This is a genomic window from Lysinibacillus macroides (assembly GCF_001281525.1).
Lineage (GTDB): Bacteria > Bacillota > Bacilli > Bacillales_A > Planococcaceae > Lysinibacillus > Lysinibacillus macroides.
On record NZ_LGCI01000002.1, the window covers coordinates 132,275 to 147,369 of the forward strand.

The 15,095-nt window shown below is 38.1% G+C and carries 22 protein-coding genes; 9 read left to right on the forward strand and 13 right to left on the reverse strand.

Annotated features, from left to right (window positions below; translation table 11 throughout):
* Window positions 1-107: 107 nt before the first annotated feature.
* A complete protein-coding gene (locus ADM90_RS00765; protein WP_004227652.1) occupies window positions 108-332 on the reverse strand; it encodes a YuzB family protein in 225 nt (74 codons plus the stop codon).
* A 236-nt stretch (window positions 333-568) separates the two neighbouring features.
* On the opposite strand from ADM90_RS00765, the gene ADM90_RS00770 reads away from it, so the two are divergent.
* Window positions 569-1,219: an RsfA family transcriptional regulator gene (locus ADM90_RS00770; RefSeq protein ID WP_053993169.1), complete on the forward strand. Its 651-nt coding sequence runs from the start codon at window positions 569-571 to the stop codon at window positions 1,217-1,219.
* Between the two features lie 71 nt (window positions 1,220-1,290).
* On the opposite strand, the gene ADM90_RS00775 is transcribed toward ADM90_RS00770, so the two are convergent.
* Window positions 1,291-2,124 carry a lipoate--protein ligase family protein gene (locus ADM90_RS00775; protein ID WP_053993170.1) on the reverse strand — a complete coding sequence of 278 codons (834 nt, stop codon included), beginning with the start codon at window positions 2,122-2,124 and terminating at the stop codon, window positions 1,291-1,293.
* 157 nt (window positions 2,125-2,281) lie between these two features.
* Between ADM90_RS00775 and hemQ the strand changes: the two genes are divergently transcribed.
* Entirely contained in the window at window positions 2,282-3,031 is a 750-nt protein-coding gene (hemQ, locus tag ADM90_RS00780; RefSeq protein ID WP_053993171.1) for a hydrogen peroxide-dependent heme synthase, read from the forward strand.
* A gap of 42 nt (window positions 3,032-3,073) precedes the next feature.
* Here the strand turns inward: hemQ and ADM90_RS00785 are convergent, their stop codons facing one another.
* Together ADM90_RS00785 and ADM90_RS24640 are read right to left on the reverse strand one after the other, a co-directional pair.
* Window positions 3,074-3,256, reverse strand: coding sequence for a hypothetical protein (locus ADM90_RS00785; RefSeq protein WP_053993172.1), 183 nt, complete (start codon window positions 3,254-3,256; stop codon window positions 3,074-3,076).
* Window positions 3,257-3,360: 104 nt separating this feature from the next.
* Window positions 3,361-3,531: a hypothetical protein gene (locus ADM90_RS24640; protein ID WP_162838591.1), complete on the reverse strand. Its 171-nt coding sequence runs from the start codon at window positions 3,529-3,531 to the stop codon at window positions 3,361-3,363.
* Window positions 3,532-3,755: 224 nt separating this feature from the next.
* Between ADM90_RS24640 and ADM90_RS00790 the strand changes: the two genes are divergently transcribed.
* Entirely contained in the window at window positions 3,756-4,181 is a 426-nt protein-coding gene (locus ADM90_RS00790) for a cell wall hydrolase (RefSeq protein ID WP_053993173.1), read from the forward strand.
* Between the two features lie 22 nt (window positions 4,182-4,203).
* Window positions 4,204-4,542: a spore coat protein GerQ gene (gerQ, locus tag ADM90_RS00795; protein ID WP_053993174.1), complete on the forward strand. Its 339-nt coding sequence runs from the start codon at window positions 4,204-4,206 to the stop codon at window positions 4,540-4,542.
* Between the two features lie 55 nt (window positions 4,543-4,597).
* Here gerQ and ADM90_RS00800 read toward each other — a convergent pair whose 3' ends face one another.
* The 5 genes from ADM90_RS00800 to ADM90_RS00820 form a co-directional block, all read right to left on the reverse strand.
* Window positions 4,598-5,776, reverse strand: a complete 1,179-nt coding sequence (locus ADM90_RS00800; RefSeq protein ID WP_053993175.1) for an amidohydrolase — start codon at window positions 5,774-5,776, stop codon at window positions 4,598-4,600.
* A 119-nt stretch (window positions 5,777-5,895) separates the two neighbouring features.
* Window positions 5,896-6,276 (reverse strand): DUF423 domain-containing protein, encoded by a 381-nt coding sequence (locus tag ADM90_RS00805; protein ID WP_053993176.1) that lies wholly within the window; start codon window positions 6,274-6,276, stop codon window positions 5,896-5,898.
* A gap of 27 nt (window positions 6,277-6,303) precedes the next feature.
* Window positions 6,304-6,570, reverse strand: coding sequence for a YwdI family protein (locus ADM90_RS00810; RefSeq protein ID WP_053993177.1), 267 nt, complete (start codon window positions 6,568-6,570; stop codon window positions 6,304-6,306).
* Entirely contained in the window at window positions 6,570-6,746 is a 177-nt protein-coding gene (locus ADM90_RS00815) for a hypothetical protein (RefSeq protein WP_053993178.1), read from the reverse strand. Before ADM90_RS00815 ends, ADM90_RS00810 begins: the two co-directional genes overlap by 1 nt.
* Window positions 6,747-6,821: 75 nt before the next feature.
* On the reverse strand, window positions 6,822-7,499 hold the full coding sequence (locus ADM90_RS00820; protein WP_053993179.1) for a uracil-DNA glycosylase: 678 nt from the start codon (window positions 7,497-7,499) through the stop codon (window positions 6,822-6,824).
* 165 nt (window positions 7,500-7,664) lie between these two features.
* Between ADM90_RS00820 and thiD the strand changes: the two genes are divergently transcribed.
* The 4 genes from thiD (at window position 7,665) to bshB2 (ending at window position 10,393) form a co-directional block, all read left to right on the forward strand.
* Complete coding sequence (thiD, locus tag ADM90_RS00825) at window positions 7,665-8,495, forward strand: bifunctional hydroxymethylpyrimidine kinase/phosphomethylpyrimidine kinase (RefSeq protein WP_053993180.1); 831 nt, start codon at window positions 7,665-7,667, stop codon at window positions 8,493-8,495.
* A gap of 109 nt (window positions 8,496-8,604) precedes the next feature.
* Window positions 8,605-8,886 carry a hypothetical protein gene (locus tag ADM90_RS00830; protein ID WP_053993181.1) on the forward strand — a complete coding sequence of 94 codons (282 nt, stop codon included), beginning with the start codon at window positions 8,605-8,607 and terminating at the stop codon, window positions 8,884-8,886.
* Between the two features lie 452 nt (window positions 8,887-9,338).
* On the forward strand, window positions 9,339-9,689 hold the full coding sequence (locus ADM90_RS00835; protein WP_053993182.1) for a YojF family protein: 351 nt from the start codon (window positions 9,339-9,341) through the stop codon (window positions 9,687-9,689).
* A gap of 14 nt (window positions 9,690-9,703) precedes the next feature.
* Window positions 9,704-10,393 (forward strand): bacillithiol biosynthesis deacetylase BshB2, encoded by a 690-nt coding sequence (gene bshB2, locus ADM90_RS00840; protein ID WP_053993183.1) that lies wholly within the window; start codon window positions 9,704-9,706, stop codon window positions 10,391-10,393.
* Between the two features lie 46 nt (window positions 10,394-10,439).
* On the opposite strand, the gene ADM90_RS00845 is transcribed toward bshB2, so the two are convergent.
* A complete protein-coding gene (locus ADM90_RS00845; protein WP_053993184.1) occupies window positions 10,440-11,183 on the reverse strand; it encodes a TerC family protein in 744 nt (247 codons plus the stop codon).
* Window positions 11,184-11,370: 187 nt separating this feature from the next.
* Between ADM90_RS00845 and ilvA the strand changes: the two genes are divergently transcribed.
* Window positions 11,371-12,633: a threonine ammonia-lyase IlvA gene (gene ilvA / locus ADM90_RS00850; protein ID WP_053993185.1), complete on the forward strand. Its 1,263-nt coding sequence runs from the start codon at window positions 11,371-11,373 to the stop codon at window positions 12,631-12,633.
* Between the two features lie 143 nt (window positions 12,634-12,776).
* Here ilvA and ADM90_RS00855 read toward each other — a convergent pair whose 3' ends face one another.
* The 3 genes from ADM90_RS00855 to ADM90_RS00865 all read right to left on the reverse strand — a co-directional run bounded on the left by ADM90_RS00855 (window position 12,777) and on the right by ADM90_RS00865 (window position 15,011).
* Window positions 12,777-13,715, reverse strand: coding sequence for a nuclease-related domain-containing protein (locus ADM90_RS00855; protein ID WP_053993186.1), 939 nt, complete (start codon window positions 13,713-13,715; stop codon window positions 12,777-12,779).
* 155 nt (window positions 13,716-13,870) lie between these two features.
* Window positions 13,871-14,500: a zf-HC2 domain-containing protein gene (locus tag ADM90_RS00860; RefSeq protein WP_053993187.1), complete on the reverse strand. Its 630-nt coding sequence runs from the start codon at window positions 14,498-14,500 to the stop codon at window positions 13,871-13,873.
* Window positions 14,490-15,011 (reverse strand): RNA polymerase sigma factor, encoded by a 522-nt coding sequence (locus ADM90_RS00865; protein WP_235473237.1) that lies wholly within the window; start codon window positions 15,009-15,011, stop codon window positions 14,490-14,492. Before ADM90_RS00865 ends, ADM90_RS00860 begins: the two co-directional genes overlap by 11 nt.
* Window positions 15,012-15,095: the final 84 nt, after the last annotated feature.

The window sequence follows — 15,095 nt, forward strand, 5'->3', positions numbered from 1 at the left end:
AGTTATTTTTTTAATTCCGTCTGCTTTCTAGTGGTCTAATATTCATAATTTCTGCCAGAAAAAAACACAAGGCTACCTCTATTCAATAGAAACAGCATTGTGCTTACTTATTTTTTCAATTTTGCTAAAACCTTTTCCATTAGTTCATCTTCTGTTAAGGCAGCAACAGGGCGGCTATTTACAAAGGTAAATGTTTTTTTACGTCCTGGGCCACAGTAAGAATGACAGCCAATTTCGATGGTTGCATCAGGATCGATTTCCTTTAATTTTGGAATTAACGTTTTGAGGTTAACGGCCTGACATTCATCGCAAACTTTAAACTCGTTTGCCATTTTGTCAACAACCCTTTCTATATAGTATTTTATCAAACAAAAAATCGCTCTATTGAACGTATGACCTTCACATATTTAAGTATGTAGCATACGCACAAACCTACATCGGGTATTGTATCGTACTTTTCCCCTTCTATTCAAGCATAATTCCTTCTACATAGATGAATAAAAGGTTAAAAGATTGGTCATGCTAATCTTACAAAACAAGTTCCAAATAAAGGTGGGAGGATTTTATGATGAGTAAAGTAAGACAAGATGCTTGGTTAAAAGAAAACGATGAATTATTGGCAGAGGCGGTGATCCGTCATGTCACAGAGGGTAGTACACAGTTAAATGCCTTTGAAGAAGCTGGTGATGCATTAAACCGTACAGCGGCAGCATGTGGCTTTCGTTGGAATGCTGTTGTTCGCAAAGAGTACGAGGAGCAATTAGCACAGGCTAAAAAAGAAAGAAAAGAGAGAATGCGAGTATTAGGCACCCCCACAAGACGTCGTGCTTCAAATATGTTTACTGTCAATAGCAGCGCGGCTGAGGGCAAATCTATTCCTCTTTCAGCACTTTCACTTGATATTGTGATAGCCTATCTATTGCGTTTACAGCATTCTGGTGAAGTAGGCAATGAATCTTCAAAATGGAGACAGCTTGTACATGTTACATCTGAGAAAAATAAAAAACTAGAAAAAACCATTGCCAAACTAGAAGAAGAAAATCGAGCAATCCGTAAAGATTACGAGCAATTTGTACAAATTATGAATCGTGCTAGACGACTTGTGACACTAGATGAAGAGGAAGAACGAGTTGCACCTGTCTTCAAAATGGAGAAAAACGGTAACCTTGTCACAAGTAGTTCTATTTATCAACCTGAAAACGGCGATGCGCTAAATTAGCAGCACCGCCTTTTCTATTGCGAAAGTGGAGTGTAACGCAACGACAGCAATACTCGCTTTTCTTTGTTCACTTACTTTCTCTCCAGCATTTTGGCATTTCGCTCAAAAATACGTTGTAAATAAAAGCCGTACAATGTTAGCTCTTTCTCATGAAAGGATTGTGGATGTACTTCATTGGCTAAATGATGAAGTAGCTGCTGTAAACGAGTAACAACGGACTCTACTGTTAACTCTGGATGAACAAGCTCTGCTAGAGATGCCATCACCTCTGGTACAATTTCAGGATAGGCAAATTTTGTTTGTTCCCCCTGTAAACTTTCTCGATAAAAATCGCGAATCAATGCTGCCCGCTGCGAGCCGCTTCCTTCAATACATAAATAGATTTGCACGGCAACCCCTTGTCGTAAGCGTCTTTGCGAAATACCAGCAAATTTTTTCCCTGCAATACTTAAATCATAAGAGCCTGGACAATAGGAACCGACAATTTCATAGGCTTCAATTTTATCAGCTACTTCTGGAAATAGTTGTTTAATAAGCTCCACCATCACATCATAGCCATCATTGATACTAAGTGCTTCTACTTGCTCTGATAATACAATAGAAATATTAAGTACCCCCTTATCCAGTACAACAGCTAAACCACCCGAATTACGAACGATCGGATGATAGCCTTTGGATTCTAACAAATCCATTCCTTGCTGCACGTAAGGCAAACGATGATCTTGAATACCAAGCACAACAGATGCCTTATGCACCCATGTACGGATGGTTGGTGGTGATATTAACTGTCCAACTAATTGGCATAATGTATCATCAGTGGCAAAGGACTCTAACGGTGATCTTTGTTGTGCACTAATGGATTGATCATAATAACGCCAAATTGGCTGCTGTAAAATACTTTTCATAATAGGTACTCCTCTAACCGTATCTCTTCTCTTTAGCATACAACATCTCTAGTTGATGTCAAATTCGTGAAATACAGTCATGAACTTAGGGATTTTGTACAAACTATGATAAACTAATTTTTGAATGGTATTCACTTATAAAGGAGTGTTTTCAATAATGAATGAAGCAGCAATTACGTTAGATGGTTGGTACGCTTTACATGATTTCCGCTCAATCGACTGGGCATCTTGGAAACTTGTTTCTGCAGAGGAACGTCAAGCAGCAGTAGAGGAATTTATTGCTTATTTAGAAAAACTGAACGAGGCAGATGTAGCTAAAACAGGTGCTCATGCTTTTTATGCAATTGTTGGTCAAAAGGCTGACTTTATGATTATGACATTGCGTGAAACAATGGATGAGTTACAAGAGCTAGAAGCAGAATTCAATAAATTAGCTATTGCAGATTTTACAATTCCTACATATTCTTATGTATCTGTTGTAGAGCTTTCAAACTATTTAGCTGGCGAATCAAATGAAGATCCTTACCAAAATCCACATGTACGTGCGCGTCTATATCCTGAGCTTCCACGTGCCAAATATGTATGCTTCTACCCAATGGATAAACGTCGTCAAGGAAATGATAACTGGTATATGCTATCAATGGATGAGCGTAAATCATTAATGCGCTCTCATGGAATGATTGGTCGTGGCTATGCTGGTAAAGTAAAGCAAATTATCACAGGCTCTGTTGGCTTCGATGATCATGAATGGGGCGTAACATTATTTGCTGATGATGTGCTACAGTTCAAAAAACTAGTATATGAAATGCGTTTTGATGAGGTTTCCGCTCGCTATGGTGAGTTTGGTGAATTCTTCGTAGGCAACCTACTTGATAATGATAAATTGGTTAAATTCTTAACAGTTTAATACTCAAAATAAAATGCGAGCCCCCTTGCTGGACTCGCATTTTTAATATTCATTTTCCTCACTATTTTCAGTTTCCAATATTAAAATAATAACATGAACAAAAAATCCAAACAGCATCATTAGAAAAATTAAATACCAATCATAGGGCTGATGATAGTATTCGGCTATCCCCACTGCCAAAAACGCGCTAATAATAATTGCTATAACCATACTAAAAAAACGCATTGTGATGCTCCTTCATACATAATTTAACTTTAGTATGGCTTGATCCATTATTTATATACAGATACACCAAAAAGAAAGTGCCACCATTTTATGATGACACCCTCTTATGAGTTTTCGTCTTTTACTTTTAAAATCAAAATAATCGTTTGAATAAAAAGACCAATAACGAGAATTAAAATAAAGAGATACCAATGAAGCGGCTGTCCGTAAAAATTGCCAAACAAAAAGGCCAGTACCGCGCTTAATAAAATACCAAACCAAACTCCAGTTTCCATAAAGACATCACCTCACATGTAGTAAATACACATGCAATTCGTTGATCCCATATTCCCCTATTTCTATCTGTTCTTTATTTACCCCATTTTCATAAAAATTATAGCTTTCCGTACATTTTCGTTATTACTACTATATGCGAAGTATATTTGAAAGGTGAACGGCTTTCTTCATAAAATCAAACATGTCTACAATACCTGCATGCATATACTGACTGCGAGGAGGTATGAAAATCGCTGTTATTAAGACAAATGATGCACAAACAGCCTTATTAGCAAGGCTTATGCGCGCCGAAGCAGAGGGCGAAGGTGAGCTGGGCATGCTTATGGTTGGAAATGTTGGTGTGAATCGTGTACGAGGAGATTGTTTAGACTTCGGGGATATTCGAACAATTGAGCAGATGGTTTATCAGCGTCCTGGAGGCTTTGAAGCCACACAAAAGAGTTATTTTTATCAACGAGCGCGTGAACAAGATATTCGATTAGCGAAAAGGGTGATTCAAGGAGAAAGATTCCATCCTGCCACTCGTTCCTTATGGTTCTTTATGCCAGCAGGTGACTGTCCTGCACAATGGTACGGGCAATGGAATACAGGCAGATTCAAATCTCATTGCTTTTTCTCGCCAACTGAACAAGATTGTCCTCAAATTTAAAAAGAAAGTAGGTTGATGATTAATGATGCCTTATTATTGGACACCAACAACACAGCAGCAAATGACGCCTCCTCCGGTCACGATTCCTAGCGGGCGACCACCTGGCCGTGAGGAATCCTATATAGAAAATATTTTACGATTGAATCGTGGAAAGCCTGCTACCTTCCATTTTTCCTTTGAAAATGCAGTAGAGCAAGGCAAAAGTACAAAAACAGTACGTGGCGTGGTAGAGGCTGCTGGTCGAGATCATGTTATTATTCGTGAGCTTAAATCAAATCACCGTTTTCTATTCCCTATGATTTATTTCGACTTTGCTGAATATGATGAGGAAATGGCTTATTTTAATCAAAATCCATCTTAATCCGTGACAGTAAAGAACCCTCCTATGCCTAACTGAAAGCGTAGGAGGGTTTTAATTATTCATGACTATTTAAATAGGTGAATGTCGCTTTGCCTAGCGTTTTAGCAGCTATAAGCATAGCACGTTCATCAAAATCAAAGCGTGCATGATGATGGGGAAATGCTGTTTCCCATTCTGGCTTTTTTGCCCCCGTCATAAAAAATGTGCCTGGTACTTTTTCCAAATAATAAGCAAAATCTTCGCCTACCATAAACGGTGGACATGTTTTCACTTGCTCGACACCTGGAACAGTGGAGGCGAGGTGTGTGACAAACGCTGTTTCCTTTGAATGATTATATACAGATGGATACCCTCTTGTATAACGATAATCATAGCTTGCACCAAATGCTAAACAAGTGGCATGCAGTACAGCTTCTAGCTCTTGCTCTAGTTGTGTGCGTACCTCCTCCTCAAAGGTGCGGATGGTCCCTGCCAAAACAACACGCTCAGCAATGACATTAAAGGGATTAATAGCTTCAAAATGACCGATTGTTAACACAGCCGACTTTAAAGGATCAATACGTCGAGAAATAAGCTGCTGTGCATTCACTACGAATTGTGACGCAAGCGCAACAGCATCAATAGAATGATGCGGCTCTGCGCCATGACCACCCTTTCCATAAATCGTAATTTCCACTTTATCAGCAGCGGCCATAATGGCTCCTTCTCTTACTAAAATTTCTCCTAATGGCGTAGGAGCCCATAAATGTGTACCAAAAATAACATCTACGCCATCTAAGCAACCATCCTCTATCATTGGCTTGGCTCCCCCCGGTGCTATCTCCTCGGCATGCTGATGAATAAATACTATATTTCCTGCGATTTCCTCCTTCAAGACATGTAATGCCTTTGCTAACCCTAGTAATGTTGCTGTATGACCATCGTGTCCACAGGCATGCATTTTTCCAGCAACCTTTGACTTATAGGGCACATCATTTTCCTCTTGTATCGCTAAAGCGTCAAAATCAGCTCGTAATGCTACCGTTTTTCCTGGTTTTCCTCCATGTAATACAGCTACCACCCCACGTCCTCCTACATGCTCGCGCACCTCATGACCTAATTCTCTATGGAATGCTGCGATATAGGCAGGTGTCTCCACTTCTTCAAAGGATAATTCAGGATACTCATGTAAATGACGACGCATCTTCACCATCTCATCATAGTTTTTATCAATTAAGGTAAATAACTTATGCATACTTCGTAACCTCACTTTTTATATTTTCAAAATATTCCAAGTAATACTAGTATACTATAATTCTTTTAAAAAGAATAAAACTCCCCTACATCACGATGTAAGAGAGTTTTCATCTACGATTACCGAGCATGCTTTAAAGCAGCTACTATGATTAGTACCCAGCCTGCTAAAAACAACACACCACCAATTGGTGTAATCGCACCTAGCACCTTAATGCCACTAATCGCTAATACATATAGGCTGCCGGAAAAGAAAACAATGCCCAAATTAAAGAAAATACCAGCTATATTTAATTGTTTAACTTCACCTAACAGTTTCCAGCTCATTAATAAGCCAATCACTAATAAGCCAGTAGCATGAAACATTTGATACTGAACAGCTGTTTCCCAAATGCCCTGACTATAATCGTCTAAAACTTCCTTTAATGCATGTGCACCAAATGCACCAAATGCTACTGCTAAGAGGCCATGAAGAGCACCTGTCACGATAAACTTTTTCATTTTTTCGTTACCCTACCTTTATATAGCTTAAAAATCAAAAATGGAATCACCGTTTGCGCCATCCTCTTCAATTTTTGATGTGTATAAGCTTGATGGCTTTGTCTCTGACACAAGCATTTGTGGTAAATGTTTAGGTGGTGTAATAGGTGCTGGATCACTTGGCGAATCTAACACTACATCACATAAGGCCCGTATAGCTATGAGTGCCTCACAAATTTGCTGATCAGTCGCTGCATTTTTGGCACTCACTAATTGTTTTTCAAGTTGCTGGATCACGGCTTGATAAGGAATCATTACATTCTCCCACTTTCTGCTTTTGGTACAAATTTCAAACAGTCCATACCAGAGGATTGCTTAACGACAACAGATGGCATCTGCTTTGTTTTAAAGCCATATGCGGTACAAGAACGTGGATTTTGAGGATCCCATGTTACCTTAAAAAACTGACATTTGAAACAGTTTACCTTCATCGTTGTCCCTCGCTTTCTTCTATCATAACTGTATCACGCTTTCTATCATGTATAAAGTAAACGATTTGTGCCAATCTAAGCTAAACACCAATCAATCGGCTGCTTACCCCATGCCGCTAATTGCTCATTAATTTTTGAGTATGGCTTACTGCCAAAGAATCCACGGTGGGCACTTAGTGGACTTGGGTGTGGTGCTTCTAATATGACATGTGGTGTTGGATGTTGACGAATTAATGGCTTTTTGCGTTGTGCAGGTCTTCCCCACAAGACAAAAATCAGAGGTTCCTCTCTCGCTGCTAATTTATCAATAACGGCATCCGTAAATTGCTCCCAGCCCTGCTCTTTATGAGAGTTAGCTTGTCCTGCTCGAACAGTAAGCACCGTGTTAAGTAGCATAACTCCTTGCTCAGCCCATTTTGTTAATGTACCATGCTGAGGAATTGAACAGCCTACATCATCCCGTAGCTCTTGTAGCATATTTCGTAAGCTAGGTGGATGAGGAACACCTGGCTTAACAGAAAAACTTAAGCCATGCGCTTGATTTGGGCCATGATAGGGGTCTTGCCCTAAAATAACGACCTTTACATCCTGGTAAGCTGTTGTATAAAATGCGTTCATCACATCATTCATTGGTGGATAAATGGTTTGTGTTGAGTATTCATGTGCAACAAATTGACGTAGTTTTTGATAGTATGGTTTTTCTAGCTCTTCTGCCAGTATTGTTTGCCAATCGTTCGGGAAAATTTGCTTCATATTTTTTAGCCCCCTTCTTTTCTTACAACGGTACAAAAAAATAAAGATGAATTCAAGCATTAGCTTAAACTGACCTTATAAAAATATTATATTCTGGCTATTTTTATAGAATCAGAATCAGCTTATACTAGAGAATAATTTTCAACTATAAAGGAGATTTTATATATGGCTCTTAAAAAGATATTAACGATTGCTGGTTCAGACACATCAGGCGGCGCAGGAATGCAGGCTGACCTTAAAACATTTCAGGAACATGGTACATACGGTATGGTGGCTTTAACCGTTGTTGTCACAATGGACCCTAATGGCTGGACACATAATGTCACACCATTACCAACTGAACTTTTACAGCAGCAAATTGCTACAGCCCTTTCCACAGGCATCGATGCCATTAAAACAGGGATGCTATCAACAGAAGAAATTATTCGTATTGCTGGCGAAGCAATTGCCAAATCAGGGACTCCAAATGTTGTGATTGACCCTGTTATGGTATGTAAAGGGGATGATGAAGTATTAAACCCTGGTAATACAGATGCTATGATACAGCATCTTCTACCACTAGCAGCTGTCACAACACCTAATCTTTTTGAAGCTGGGCAATTAGCGGGTACTAGTACACCTAAAACAATTGATGAAATGAAAACAGCAGCCCATAAAATTCATGAACTAGGCGCTAAAGCTGTTGTCATTAAAGGCGGCAAAGCGTTAGCAACAGAAAAAGCAACAGACCTTTTCTTCGATGGGGAAAAATTCTACTTATTAGAATCTGAAAAAGTCGCTTCTACTTATAATCATGGAGCTGGTTGTACATTTGCCGCTTCTGTAACAGCAAACCTTGCAAATGGTCTTTCAGTGATGGAGGCCGTTGTTGAAGCAAAAGAATTTGTTTCTGCTGCTATTGCACATGGCTGGGCGCTTAATAACTACGTTGGACCTGTTATGCATGGAGCAAAATCTCGCTGTGGTGCGCCACCAGTAACCATAACTGAAATTTAACAACAAAAGGCATCTGATCCGCCAAGTGCCTTTTTAGAAGATTAAAAAACGGACAAGATACGTTAAACCTGCCTACCCCATATATTAGCTATATATGGGAGGGGAAAAGATGAAAAAACACAAATTAGAGGACTTAATCGAAGAATCTGGTTTACTAGCTGGAGACATTACTTCCGCAAAAGTAGAAGTCATTGCTTCCATTGTTTTAACATTTGGCTATTCATTATCCACCCTCGCCACAATATTAGCGTTACAAGAAGAGGAGGAATTAGCACAAAGTAAAACAGCTGAAACACAAGATCAAAGTTTTTATATACAAGAAATGTATAAACAACTACAAAACGTTAACAACCGTTTAGATACAATTGAACGAAAGCTTTATCGTTTCTAACAGATACATATTCTTATAAAAAACGAGATTCTCTTTTATGACAGAGAATCTCGTTTTTTTCTATCCAATAATCATCAGGTTATTATTCTCCCCTTTTCATAGCTGCATCTTCTAGCCTGTTGAAGGAATGTCATCTATTGTACCAAGATAGAAGTCATTTTCTAAATCCCTTCAACCGCTGAAGCTGTCTACTTATGCAAATAAGGGAGCAATTACAGTTGTAATAACTTGTCAGATGTGAAACCATTTTTAGACAAACTGCTTTCACATCCTCTATATTGATACACTACAATAATTTTTTCAAGAATATTGCTTGCACATAGATCATAGATATATAGATGACGATTAATTTTACACAAGTAATTAATTTGTCATCATAAAAGCAATCAATTTCCCTTTATGAATTTTTTTTACTATACTTAAAAGTATAAATAACCGAGAGGAGTGTTAAGATGCAAGAAGTACAAGTAGAGACGTTACAGGAATTATTAAATTCTTTTGCCAACAAAGACGTTTATATTCATCTCGAGACGACAAACGGTTCTTACGCAGCACACTATGATGAACAATTTTTTAATGCAGGTGCCTTTATTCGCAATGTTAAGATTAATTATGAGCTTGCTAAAGTTGTAGACAATGCACCCCATCGTGTTGGTTTAAAATTACCGCATGGTTGGGTCTATGCACAGGGTATTACACACTATGAATTAGATGATTTAGGCCGTTTATTAATGGCTGGACTAGATTATACTGGAAAATTGGCTATTGCGCTTGAAATTAGCGAAACGCCATTTTCTTATTAAGGGGGATGACTATTTTGGATTTACAACCACAACGTCATATTTTAATTGTTTACCCTCACCCAGATGATGAGGCTTTTTCAATTGCTGGAACAATCGCCTACTATACAAAGAAAATGAATACACCTGTTACATATGCCTGTTTAACATTAGGCGAGATGGGGCGTAATTTAGGAAATCCACCGTTCGCCACACGCGAATCTTTGCCAGAAATTCGCCGCAAAGAATTGGTGGCGGCTGCAGAAGCTATGGGTATTCAAGATTTGCGTATGCTTGGTTTGCGCGATAAAACAATCGAATTTGAAGATGATGAAAAAATGGTAAAGCTTATGGAAGGATTGATTGAGGAGCTTATGCCATCACTTATCTTTACGTTTTTACCAGGCTTTGCTGTTCACCCTGACCATGAGGCAACGGCACGCGCTGTCGTTGAGGCTGTGCGTCGTATGCCACAAGCTGCTCGGCCTCAAATACTAGGTTGTGCATTTGCTAATGATACCATTGAAAAAAATGGTGAGCCCCATATTGTCTATGATATTCATGAAATGAAGATGGACAAAGTTAAGGCCTTGCAAGCACATATCTCCCAAACAGGCTGGATGATGCAAGAAACCGAAAAACGTATTGACGATGGTGCACCAATGAGCGAAAGCTGGCTTAATGTTGAAAAATTCTATATTATAGACCCTGATAAATATGCAAAATAAAAAAATGGTTCTGTTCTCACTATATTTGAGAACGGAACCTTTTTCCTTAGGCAGCCTTTATTCTATTTATAATATGGACAACGAACGTAATGGAAAAAGCTATTAATAAAAATAGGAAAAATAAATAGTGTGGCACATGGATACCTAGGACGCTCACAAACATTTTTAAACCAATAACGCCAATAATAATAAAGGCAGTTGCTTCAAGCTCAGGAATTTTTTCTATAATCAATAAAAATACACCCGCAATGGTTCTCATCATCAAAATACCTAGCATACCACCAATTAACAGCACCCATACCTGATTAGACACCGCAAAAGCCGCAAATATAGAGTCAATGGAAAACGCAATATCCATCAGCTCTACTGATATAACTGTTGCCCAAAATGTCCCGAAAATGCGTACCATCAGCCCTGACTTTTTCATCTCCTTCATATGATCCTCCTGCCCTATTTGAAGAAAATGAGCGATACAAAGCCATCCTAAATATAAAGCGCCTAGTACTTTAATAAACCAAAACTCTACGAGATACACGCCGATTCCTATAAATAAAAACCTAAAAAAGTAGGCGCCTAGCATACCATACATTAATGCTCGCTTTCGTTGTTTATCTGGTAAATGTTTAACAAGAACAGCTAGTACAAGTGCATTATCCGCTGATAGTAAGCCTTCTATAAGTATTAAGGAAGAAATAAGCCCCCAGGATACAGGGTCTGTTAGCACCTCCTGCCACATTGCCCAATCGAAAAATTGCATATATGTAGATAAAATCCCTTGAAAAATCTCCAACAGTCACCCTCCTATCGCTAGTCTAGTATATGCTTGACCATGCACGTTATGAGATTTTTTTGAGAAATCGCTTACATCACAAAATAGACACGGAAAATTTAGAATTTACTAAAAATTAATGCCAAAAAGTTAATAAAATATGCTATCATAGATAAATGTTTTAAACGTATAACGGAGGATGAATATTATGGAAGTTGCTGATACGAAAACCGTGCAAGTAGAGAATGTCCTGATTGCACATCATTTTTTAAAAGATGTAGTTGTGCATACACCACTACAAAAAAACGACTATTTATCCGAGAAATACGGAGCTAGTATTTATTTTAAACGCGAGGATTTACAGCATGTCCGCTCCTTTAAGCTTCGTGGAGCCTATTATAAAATTAAAAAAATTGAGGATGAGGCACGTAAGGTTGGCGTTGTGTGCGCAAGTGCAGGCAACCATGCACAGGGCGTAGCATATGCCTGTGCCCAATTAAAAATTCAAGCTAGTATTTTTATGCCTCAAACAACACCTAAGCAAAAAATAGACCAAGTGCGAATGTTCGGCCGTGAGTATGCGGAAATTATTTTAGCAGGTGATACATTCGATGACTCTGCTGAAAGTGCACAAAGCTATTGTGATGAGCATGGTAAAATCTTTATTCATCCATTCGATGATTTCGATGTTATTGCTGGTCAAGGCACTGTAGCAGTAGAAATTATGAATGATATGGAGGAGCCAATCGACTATGTATTTGGCAGTATTGGCGGCGGCGGCTTAATGTCAGGTGTTTCTGCCTATGTGAAAAACCTTTCTCCTACTAGTAAAATTATAGGCGCGGAGCCTGCGGGTGCTGGTAGCATGAAGGCTGCCTTTGCCGAGGGTGGCGCAGTAGCACTGGATTGGATTGATAAATTTGTGGATGGAGCAGCTGTAAAATGTGTTGGTCACCACACGTATAATGTTTGTCGTCGCTATTTAGACGATATCGTGCTTGTCCCTGAAGGAAAAGTTTGTACAACGATTTTAGATTTATATAATAAGCATGCGATTATTGCAGAGCCTGCTGGGGCATTATCAGTGGCAGCGCTGGATTTTTATAAGGAAGACATTAAAGGCAAGTCTGTCGTTGTTATTATTAGCGGTGGTAATAATGATATCGGTCGCATGCAGGAAATTAAAGAAAAGTCTTTAATTCATGAAGGCTTGCTGTACTACTTTATTGTCAGCTTCCCTCAGCGTGCAGGCGCACTTCGCCAATTCCTAACAAGTGTGCTTGGGCCAAACGATGATATTACAACGTTTGAGTATACCAAGAAAAATAATAAAGAAAGTGGTCCTGCCCTTGTCGGCATTGAGCTTGGTAATCGTGATGAGTACGAAGGCTTACTCGCACGAATGGACGAATTTGGCTTCAAATACAAAGAAGTTAACAACGATATCCAGCTATTTGGCTTACTCGTTTAACATCGAAAAGTCTCACTTCTTAGCAAGTGAGGCTTTTTTATTGACTAAAATTTTGTGTTTATTGACCAAACTTAGCATTTTATTGACCAACTTTTGAAAATTATCAACAAAACTATCTGACCGCTCGATAGTTTTGTCACTTATTACTTTGCACGTATAATATATTTCCGATTTTTATTTTGACCAACCGCTTTAAATTTTAACTTTTTTAAAAGATAGTAAGCTGCCCTTTCAGAGGACATATTAAAAAAAACACAAAACTCAGCCTTCGAAATTTGCTCTCCTATTAATAAACGATAATCTTGCAAAGCATGCCAAAATGCTTGTTCATCCACTTTATGACAATGCGTGCATCTCCATCTACCATACGTGTAGCTCACAACATATGCAAAGCTACAATGCGAACATAACGCCCCTTTTCGCAATTCATTTCGCGAAATAGTAAAATTCCATTGTGAAGGCTCATGATGTTGTAACATATAGGTACAGAGCTCACTTAATTCCTCTTTGTCTATATAAATCGTTTGATGCTGCTTTAGCAATCGCTCAATTCTTTCACCAAGACCACTTACATGTAAAATAGGCTGTGAGCATAGGCTAGAGGACATCACCATATTTGGATTTGCCGCCACAACTAAATACTTAATCGGCATTACATAGCCACGCTCATTTAAAAATTTGCTTAAAAATCGAGCATGTCGCTTCACCTGATCAAAAGGATTGCGAAAGCCCTCTACTTTCCCATCAGCGTGTATTCGAATAAATTGATGCTTTTCCTTCATATACTCAACACGGCCTACCATATTTTTAATCTCTATCACTAAAACAAAATTTTGTGTTAAAAACAAAGTATCCATTTGATACATGGATTGAAACTCCACATCATGTAATAAAACATAAGGCTGTTGTAGATTTATCTCCTGCCATACTTTATCAACGTGCTGTTCGCCTGCATAGCCAGCCCTTACTCGCCTTAACATTTCTTGAAAATACTCGTACCTCGTATGATTCTTTGGCAATCTTCTATCAAGTGCTTCTAAGACTAATTGCTTAAAGGACTTTTCCCGCTGTTTCACAAACATTATTTCACCCCCTTTTCCCTATTATAAAATGACCATCACAACCATTTCATTTTTAACAGTAGCTTTTACTCGATGATTGCTCAATCCCCTTCATTCACCAGCTAAAATATAAAAAACGCCTATATTTTTATATAAGCGTTTATCATGTCTCACGACTACACGGCGTTAATAAAGAATCTTCCCTCTTGCGCCTTTATCTCAAAATAATATTTTTTATTATTTTTTAGACTATCTACTTTAACACTTGTTCCAGGACGTACTCGCAGTTCATCTACTACAATATTGCCATCCTCATCCTTTACTCTTAGCGTAATATCACTTGGGCTACCCGCTGTATTAACAATCTTCTTGTTCCAAAATATGCTATTATAGATAAGATAATCTTTGGTCTTTGTCCCAGTGTCATTATCATTAAAATGTATTTTCTCCCATACCTCCATACTATCTACTACAACAATGGCGGATTTCTTAGGGAAAAAGATTTGATTTACAGCACTTACTTCTTGAACAATCAGCATGCTAATAATGGTTATTATAAAGGTAAACACAATAGCTACAAACACTTGGATACGTCGCTTTTTATTGATTTTTTTAAAAGGGGAAATGGCTTTTTTGGCTTCCTCAGGCATCTGTTGAATATAATCGGTTTGCTGCTGCATTCTTTTTAAGCTCAATCGGCATTTTTCGCACTGTGCTAAATGCTCTTCAACGACTTTTCGCGTATCCTCACTACAAATATCATCAATATAGGATGGCAGCAAGTCTTTTATAATATTACAATTCATACGCATCACCCTGAATCCTTTCCACTAATTTTAGTTTGGCACGATAATATGTAACCCTTGCCCAGTTTTCACTTTTATCAAATATTTCACCAATTTCTTTAAAGCTAAGATGAATAGATGTTCTTAACAAAAATATTTCACGATAAGGTTCATGTAGTAAATGAATTTCTTTGTGTATAGCAATCAATGTATTACGTTTGATAATTTCATCATCTGGCAAATTAGCATTAGATGGATTATCCATGTCCATGTAGATCATATTATTACGTTTCTCTTTCTTTAAGTAGTTATAATAGGTATGCTTTGCGATCTGACATAGCCAGACAGACATTTTACATTCACCGTTATAGCGCTTAATAGATTTTAAAGCCTGATAAAAGGTTTCCTGCGTAAGTTCTTCAGCCAAATCTACATTTGAAGTTAGACAAATAAGAAAATGTTTCACATCATTTGCATATGATTCATAAAGGTCACTTAAATCTTCAACCTTCCTCCCTCCTTTTCCCAACAATTTTTATGACAACACTTATATATAGCTTTCGTACACTATTTGTTACAAAAATTTTTGATAAAAATATATTTTCGGCTTAATTGT